Source organism: Kitasatospora sp. MBT63, from assembly GCF_000710465.2.
In the GTDB taxonomy this organism is placed as follows: Bacteria; Actinomycetota; Actinomycetes; order Streptomycetales; family Streptomycetaceae; genus Kitasatospora.
On sequence record NZ_JAIZ01000303.1, the window covers coordinates 1 to 7,520 of the forward strand.

Annotated in this window: 9 protein-coding genes; 4 read left to right on the forward strand and 5 right to left on the reverse strand. The window is 68.0% G+C overall.

All coding sequences use genetic code 11. The features are described from left to right. Positions 1-58 precede the first annotated feature (58 nt). Entirely contained in the window at positions 59-256 is a 198-nt protein-coding gene (locus AA75_RS47615; RefSeq protein ID WP_149038229.1) for a hypothetical protein, read from the forward strand. Positions 257-501: 245 nt separating this feature from the next. Here the strand turns inward: AA75_RS47615 and AA75_RS18735 are convergent, their stop codons facing one another. Together AA75_RS18735 and AA75_RS18740 are read right to left on the reverse strand one after the other, a co-directional pair. Further along, entirely contained in the window at positions 502-1,605 is a 1,104-nt protein-coding gene (locus AA75_RS18735) for a ParB/RepB/Spo0J family partition protein (RefSeq protein WP_051812742.1), read from the reverse strand. Next, a complete protein-coding gene (locus AA75_RS18740) occupies positions 1,605-2,243 on the reverse strand; it encodes a ParA family protein (RefSeq protein ID WP_199520355.1) in 639 nt (212 codons plus the stop codon). The genes AA75_RS18735 and AA75_RS18740 overlap by 1 nt, the downstream gene beginning before the upstream one ends. 191 nt (positions 2,244-2,434) lie before the next feature. On the opposite strand from AA75_RS18740, the gene AA75_RS54020 reads away from it, so the two are divergent. The 3 genes from AA75_RS54020 (at position 2,435) to AA75_RS18750 (ending at position 4,740) form a co-directional block, all read left to right on the forward strand. Further along, positions 2,435-2,614 (forward strand): pentapeptide repeat-containing protein, encoded by a 180-nt coding sequence (locus AA75_RS54020; RefSeq protein ID WP_368666588.1) that lies wholly within the window; start codon positions 2,435-2,437, stop codon positions 2,612-2,614. Positions 2,615-2,721: 107 nt separating this feature from the next. Continuing rightward, a complete protein-coding gene (locus AA75_RS18745) occupies positions 2,722-3,663 on the forward strand; it encodes a hypothetical protein (protein WP_051812746.1) in 942 nt (313 codons plus the stop codon). A 156-nt stretch (positions 3,664-3,819) separates the two neighbouring features. Continuing rightward, on the forward strand, positions 3,820-4,740 hold the full coding sequence (locus AA75_RS18750) for a hypothetical protein (protein ID WP_233289082.1): 921 nt from the start codon (positions 3,820-3,822) through the stop codon (positions 4,738-4,740). A gap of 1,004 nt (positions 4,741-5,744) precedes the next feature. On the opposite strand, the gene AA75_RS47625 is transcribed toward AA75_RS18750, so the two are convergent. Genes AA75_RS47625 through AA75_RS18760 form a run of 3 tightly spaced genes read right to left on the reverse strand, consistent with a single transcriptional unit; the run spans position 5,745 to position 6,675 of the window. Then, the gene (locus AA75_RS47625) at positions 5,745-5,954 is read right to left on the reverse strand and encodes a hypothetical protein (protein WP_149038232.1); all 210 of its coding nucleotides are present in this window, start codon (positions 5,952-5,954) and stop codon (positions 5,745-5,747) included. A 44-nt stretch (positions 5,955-5,998) separates the two neighbouring features. Further along, positions 5,999-6,283, reverse strand: coding sequence for a hypothetical protein (locus tag AA75_RS18755; protein WP_033821248.1), 285 nt, complete (start codon positions 6,281-6,283; stop codon positions 5,999-6,001). After that, positions 6,280-6,675 (reverse strand): hypothetical protein, encoded by a 396-nt coding sequence (locus AA75_RS18760; protein WP_033821249.1) that lies wholly within the window; start codon positions 6,673-6,675, stop codon positions 6,280-6,282. The genes AA75_RS18755 and AA75_RS18760 overlap by 4 nt, the downstream gene beginning before the upstream one ends. Between the last annotated feature and the right edge of the window lie 845 nt (positions 6,676-7,520).

The window sequence follows — 7,520 nt, forward strand, 5'->3', positions numbered from 1 at the left end:
ACATACCCACGCCAGTACCAACCTGACCAAGCCCTACTAGCGCCTACTCCTGCGAGACATGCTGCTCGCGGGACACGAGCGTGCCGGGACAAGGCACACAGTCGGTGGCCTGATCCTGGTCACCAATATCAAGCTCGGCGCGGCCGCGTATGTGGACGACCGCGCGGTCCACCATGCCGGCGACTGGGTGACTACCTTCGCCGCAGCCAGTCACGCGATCGGGCTGGGCTGTACCGGCATCTGCGCTTCGGCTTGACCCGCAGTACAGCGAAGGGCCCGCTCCTCGGCGTCGAAGCCGAGAGGCGGGCCCTTTCTGCGTTCCGTCGCCTTACTCGGCGGCGTCGGACGCAATCTCGGCGTGGGACCAGGCGGGCCAGCTCGGCGCAGCGGGCGGCTACTCGGAGGGGCTGAGATCCTCACTCCTGGGTTTGCGGGCAGGGACGCTCGCCGACGGCAGGAAGCCCCGTCCAACTGGACGGGGCTTCCATGGGTGGTGTGCCGTCAGTCGGCGATGTCGATATCAGGCTCGTGCTTCAACGACTCGATGAGGGCACGTACCAGGGCTACAGCTTTCCGATCCCCGACAGCCGCACGGATCGTCTGGGCCGATCCCTCCATGTCGGAGGGGTCGATGCTGACAGTGAGTGCGTTTTCTGCCGGTTCCGTAGCCAGCTCGGTGTTAACCGGGTTAACGACAGGCTCGCGCGGAGCACCGATGGTGGCGGCGCTGGGCGACGCAGCCGGAGCGTTAACCGGGTTAACGGTTGCGGTCGACGTCGCGGTGACGAGAGACGGGGTGGGAACGGGGGTGCCGTTAACCGGGTTAACGGTCGACTCTCTCGTTCGGGGTACCTCGGCTGCGGCGATCGCCTCCGCTGCTGCAGCTACCTGCTGCTCCGGCGTAAGGAGTCCCTTCTTGGCGGCAGCACCGATCGACCTGGCCTCCTTGACCTTCAAGGTGCCGGCCTCAACCTGCTGCAGGAGCTCTGGCTCCAGGTGCAGGAGTGCGAGTCGCTGGCTCACCCACGCCCCGGACTTACCCAGTGCCCGGGCCACCGCCGCCTGCCTTCCGTCGTAGACGGTGTCGAGGAGCTCCTGGATGGCTTGGGCTTCCTCGATGGGGGCCACGTCCTCGCGAAAGATGTTCGCGATCAGGGAGTTCTCGAGCATCTCGCTGGCAGTGGCGGCGAGGTCGTCGTTGAGATCGACGCGCAGAGAGTCGAGAACGGCGAGGCGGGCCGCGCGCAGTCGCCGGTTTCCGTCAAGGACGACGTACCGGGCTGTGGGGCTAGCGTTGGTGTCCGCGGCAAGGGCGGCTTCCTTGCCCGGGTGCGCTGCGAGGAACGCCTCCCGGGTGACGACGGCGAGGGCCTGCAGCTGGCCCCGTTCCTGGAGGCTCGCCGCCGTCTCCTCGATGGCCTCCTGGCTGAGGGTCTTGCGGGGGTTGTACGGGTTGAGGATCAAGTCCTCGAGCGGGACTGTGGCGGCCGCGAGGCTGGGCTCTGCAGTGGCGGGTGCCACCGAGGGAACGGTTGTGGCGCCCTGACCCGGGACCGGTTCGGTCTTCAGCGTCGCCAGGGCTGCCAGGCTGGTGCGGGTTCCCATCAGCGGCCTCCGTATCCGAGCTCGAGCGCGAGACGGAAGAAGTCCTCGCGGGCCTCCAGCGCGACCCGGTTGCGCTGGTACTGGGTGACGACTCGGCCTTCAGCCGATGCGCGGGTGTGCAGCTTGTAGCGGCGCACGACCGCGTTCGTCCTGGGCCAGCCCTTGGCGTCGATGTACTGCTGGGTTTCTTCGAGGTCGGCCTTGCCGTCGCGGGGGTCCCAGTTGTTGATGACGACCCGGTAGGGGAGCTCGCGAGGCTGGATGACCTGCTCGATGGTGCGCGCGGTCGGGTCGAAGGCCAGCGGCTCGGGGGGCATCGGCACGATGACGTCGTCGGCGATGGCGAGGGACGCGGCGAGCAGCCGCTCGTCCTCGAGGCTGCCGGGGGTGTCGATGAAGATGTGCTTGTACTGCGGGGCGCCGCCGATTGTGTCGTAGACGACGGCGGCGGTGTTGATGGCGAGGGTCGTCTTGCCGACGCCGCCCTTCTGGTTGCACACCACGTGGATCCGGGCGCCGAGGTCACGGAGAACCTTCAGGCCGGCGGGGTCCTCGTGGGCCTGCATGAAGTCGAAGGGGAGTCCATCGCCGACTCGGTCGGCCCACCAGACGGTGGACCCCTGAGGGTCTGTGGACACGACAAGGACTGAGGATTGCTGCATGTGATTCACCGTTTGATTCCCAATGGTGCTGGTACTACGGGCGTAGCCAGTGTTCCAGAAGATCCACATCATGGACGGGACGGGTGGCGTCCATGCGTGTCGGGCCACCGAGGCGTTAACCCGGTTAATGGTTGTGACGACGGGTTGAGGCGCGTCCGGCCCACTTGTTGGTAGCGGATCTGACGCGTGCCGACCTGACCTGCGCGGATCTTCATGAGGTCATCCTGCGTAGGACGAAGCTGCAACTCGCCACGCTTCTCGTCCATACTCCCGCGGGCGGTCGGACCCGCGCGCAGCTCGTGGCCTGGGGCGCGCCGTGGCCGCCGCCTAAGGGCTGGAAGGAGTAGCGCGCCAGCCGCTGGGAGGCCGGGTAGGCCTGCTCCGACTGCCCCGGGGCACTGCCCTGGTGGTTGCCGTCAAATGCCCGTGCTGCACGGCGCGCTGAACCTCTACGGTGAAGGTGACGATTCCGTGGATCCCTCTGTCCTACCGCGACGGTGGCACTGCTCCCCTGCGCGAGGACGTCTCTGCCGCTCTGGAGGCGCCACTGCGGGAGTGGCTTCACACTGCTGTGCTGCGCCATGGCGGGGGTGTGTGGCAGAGGGTCGCGATCCGCTGCGATCTTCTCCTGGAGACGGACGACGGCTTCGACCATAGCGAGATCGACTACCCAGAGCGCCTCGCCTACTGGACGCCGGTGGAGCAGCTGCTCGATGCGATCGACGCCCTACTGGACCTGCTGCCCGTCCCAGTGCCGACCGTCGTTCACGCCCGGCCGGCTACTCCGACGGCTGACTTTCCGAAAGCGGGTGGGCTGCTGGATATGGCAGCTGGGGTGAGCGCGGTGCTTGCCCAGCAGGGCGCTGTCAGCCGAACCCCGCTGCAGCAGCTGCTGGACGACGCGCGCTCGCGCTACACGGTCGGCGCGGACGGCCGCGGCCTGGTGACCCGCATCGACCCAGCCGTCGCACGGACACTTCAGGCCGCAGTCAAAAGCGCGGACCGACCGGAGCGGGGTTCTGCCTCGGAGCACCTACACGAGGCGATCACTCAGGCGTACGCCCTCACCCCGGCCTACAGCGAGGCGATCAAGGCGGTGGAGTCGGCGGCCCACACCACCGTGCAGCCCAACCACGCCCGGGCAACGCTCGGCACGATGCTGGGCGAGATGCCGAAGATCGCGCCCAAGCTGGTGTTCGAGATCGAGGGCGCCGACCCGCAGAACGGCATCGAGATGGTGCGCCGGATGATGCTGCAGCTGTGGGACGGCCAGACCAGCCGGCACGGCAAGCAGCGCCCCACTCGCAAGGAGACCCCGTCCGAGGCCAAGACTGCCGTTCACCTCGCCGCGGTGCTGGTCCAGTACTTCGGTTCCGGGGCGATCCGCCGGGCGTAGCGAGCGGTCGCGGCAGTGAGTTCGAGGTGTCGTTCGGGCCGGGCCGCCGGGGGCCTCGAAAAAGGCAAGACAGATGTGTCGGGCCCGCGTGGTACGACTGCACCCAACAGAGTTCGAGCAGACGGGCGGTCCGCGGTGGGGCGACAGGAAGAAGCGATGCGCGTGGCGGACGAGCTCTTGGCTGACATCGAGCTCAAGCGGTTGAAGGCGTCCGAGGTCGTCTTGAAGGCGAGCAGGCTTGCCCGGTTGGTCGGCCACACCGAGTTGACGGAGTTCCTCGGGTTCGAGCGCAGCGGGTATTCGATGGACGGTTCGGCGGCGACGTGGATCGGACGGGCGGGCCGCTGGGCCGACGAAGAGGAGGGGACCTTCTACGCCGCGTCGATTGCGAAGGTGGAGGCTCAGGTCGAGTCCCGCCAGCAGGCCATCGATGCCATGCGCGGTGGGGGCAACTATTCGGGCGACTGGGCCCTAGCAGCGTCAGGCAACCATGACAGTCTGATCGTCAAGTCCTCAACCAGCCTGGCCACGTGGACCGGGATCTGCGGGCAGGTTGTCGCGACCGTCTACGACCTGGTTGCCGAGATCTACCACGAACTCCTGTTCAGCGAACTCCAGGCAAGCCTGTTCGCGGACATCCAGGAGAAGGTCGACGGGTCGTTGGCGGCGGCGAGCGGAACCGCGCTCGACAAGATCGAGCGTATCTCCGACCGCCTCCGGGATGGCGACCCCGAGTCTGTCAGCCAGGCGCTGACCACATGCCGTCGGCTGATCGAATCCTCTGCGGACTACGTGTTCCCAGCCAGGGACGAGCTGTACAAGATAGGTGACGAGGCCGAGCTGAAGGTCGGACAGCAGCAGGTGTTGAACCGGCTCCAGGCTCACACTCATGCCTGCGCGGCGTCCAAGAGTCGCCGGGACCGGCTACGTCGGACCCTGTCCGATCTCTATGCCCGGTGCTCCGCAGGCACTCACGCCGAGGTCACCATTGATGAGGCCCGCTTCATTTTCCTGCAGACCTACATCGCTCTCGGCGAGATCCTGACCCTGAGCACGCCCGAGGACGGCGATGCCTGATTCCGTTTGCCTCTGCATCCGTCAGGGCCCGCGGTCGCCATGATGGAGTCCTGGGCCCTGACGTCAGTCGTCTTCCTCGCGGAAGCTCGTGAGGCCTTGCGGCTGACTGCGAGGCCTCGGGCCGCAGGGCGCGGCCGAACTGGTGAAGGCGGCCCGCGCGGCCGCCGGGCCCGGCGAGGCACCGGTCGTGCAGGTGCCCGAGGCGGCACCACCGACCGCACTGGCCCCGGCCGCAGACCCCGCCCTCTCACAGCAACGGTGTGAAACGACCGACGGCGCCGGGACAGTGTTGCTGTCCCGGCGCCGCGTCGGCTTTCTCAGTGCCGCACCAACCTATCCCACGCTGTCGGCAGCGTGTGGTCCACGCTCGCTGCGCAGTTGCTGCCGAGGGGAAGGTGCTGACCTGCCCGGCCGAGGCGCATCCTGACCTGCAAGGATGCGCCAAAGCGCGATTGGTGTCACCACTGGCGACCGTTCACCTGCGCCCTCGGTGCGGCGAGGCGCGGCAGTTGTCGCCAGGTCGGCGCGCTACTTATCACCAGCGACACGGAAAGCACGGCTGTTGTCACCGGCTGGAGTGCCCTGCCAACCCGTCTGAGCTGCAGGGGAGTCCAGCCGACGAGCCTGCGTCCCACGCTTCGGCGATCTTGGGGGTCCAGCCAAGGTGGGCCCACACGGGCAGTTGGATGATCTTGGATGACCCGTGCTCATACTCGGAGGAGCAGAGCGTCGAGCGGCTGCGCCGCCGGCCAGGTCACCGCGATGGTCCTGGAGCTCCTGGCGGCCCACCGCTCCGCTGGCGGAGCTGCGGCCCACCGCCCGAGCAAGCAGCGCGGGTCCCGTCTCGGTCCGAGCCTCCACCGCTCCGCGCCCGTCGATGCCAGGCCCCTGGCGGCGCAGGTCGAGACGCTCGTCATACCGGCCCAGCGCTAGGGCCTCCTTCGTGACCGGAAGCTGCTGACGCCCTCGGGTGTCTGGAACCGGGGGGCTTGTGTCGGAGCTTCTCAGAAGGCTTGTTCCATGTCCGCGATGGCGTTTCTTTCACTGACGTTCCGGACGAAGTCTTCTACAGCCTCACGAAGGTCCGCTTCGGATGCCCCCGGGCGCGCACTGGCGAACATGCTGAGCGTGTCGGCGTTGTTGAGTAGCCCCTCGACCTTCTGCTGCTCGTCGGGCGAGAGTGTTCGCTTTGCTACTGGCTTCAACTTCGGCACACCTCCACGGTACGGCCCGCGCCATGCTGGGGCATATCCGCAGGTTAACGGTCCGCGCCGCGCTGGGGTGTTCCGATAGGTCGGCAGAACGGGCACTTCCCGGTAGGGTCGCCAAAGATCGTCTGGTCGATGAAGCTGAGCGTTTCTCTCCTACAGGCGAGGTCGCGGTTCGCGGCATTGTAGACAGCTGGCGTCTGCCAGTGAAGCTTGTAGAAGATGTCGCGGAAGTGGTCTCGGGTTCGCCCGTTGTCCCGATCATGGATCTCGTGGAAGAGCTCGCAGATCAGGTGTTCGTCTGGCCATCCGCTCAGGACGAAGACGTCGCTCACGTCTGGCTGTTCTGTCCGCTGAACAGGCGGCGCAGTTTCTCGGCGGCCCATACGCCAGCGGTGGCACCGACGGTGGCAGGGACCAGGATCCAGCCGAAGACGCGCAGGGTGATGGCCATGGCCTGCTGGGCTGTGCCGAGCGCGGGGGCCGGGTGGAACGGGTTCGCAAATCCGAGCAGGTACTGGGCGGCGCGGTTGAAGGAGCGCAGGCTCCAACCCAGGCTCCAACTGGTGGCCAGGTAGAAGAGCGCGACGAAGACGAAGACCCAGAAGGTGCTCCGCCTGAACCAGATGAACAGCGGCCGCTTCCACCATTTGAGGAAGCCGGTGGTGAACCTGTTCCACCACCGGGTGGCCCCGGGAGGCGGGAACGGGGAAGGTTCGCTGGCCATGGACTCAAGTTAGGAGAAGGCGAGCGTCCGCGCCTGACCAGTGGACATCCGGGTGAACTGCCTCTGGGGTGCTGGTTACCGCGGAGGCAGGAGACCCTGTGGCGGAGGCCGTGAAAGGCACCTAGCGATAAAGCGGCGAAGCACTCGCCACCCACTCCGCTGTGGCCGAGGGGGGTGGGCGCGTGCGAGGAGGGCGCCGCACGGCCGTCCGCGCCGGCCCGAGCACCGGCCGGGGACGCGGAGCGCGCCGCAGTACCGCAAGGACCGCACCTGGCGCCTGGTCCACGTGCGTATCGGCGGCCGGTGGTGTTCCGACCTGCTCACCGTCTGGCGCCGCCCCGCGGGCAGCGCCGTCTGGGTCGCCCACGTCCGCTGGGGCGAGGACCTGAACTGGGCCTGGCTGATCTACGACCCCGCCACCATTCGCATCGCCCCCCGCCCGACGAGCCCGCCGGCCCGCCCTCGGAGACCACCCGGTGACCGCACCCGCGCCCGCGCCAGGCGGACGGCCGCCTCGGGCCGAGCGCCTGGCCGCCCTCATCGAGGTCACCAACCCCCCGTCCTGCCGGTCCACCAGGAACTCCTCCCGCTGCTCCCCGACGGCGGCCTGTGCCCGGGCACCGCGGTCGAGGTCACCTACGCCGGGCTACTGCTGGACTGGCTGGCGGCGCCGGCACCTGGACGGCGGTCGTGGGGATGCCCGACCTCGGACTCGCCGTCGCCCGCTCCCACGGCGTCGACCTCGCCAAGGTGCTGCTGGCGGATCGAGGTCACCAAGAGCTCCTGAACCGGCCTCGGCCAGGGGTGGGGGCAGCTGCGCGAGCGCCGGATCGTCGCCGAGTCGT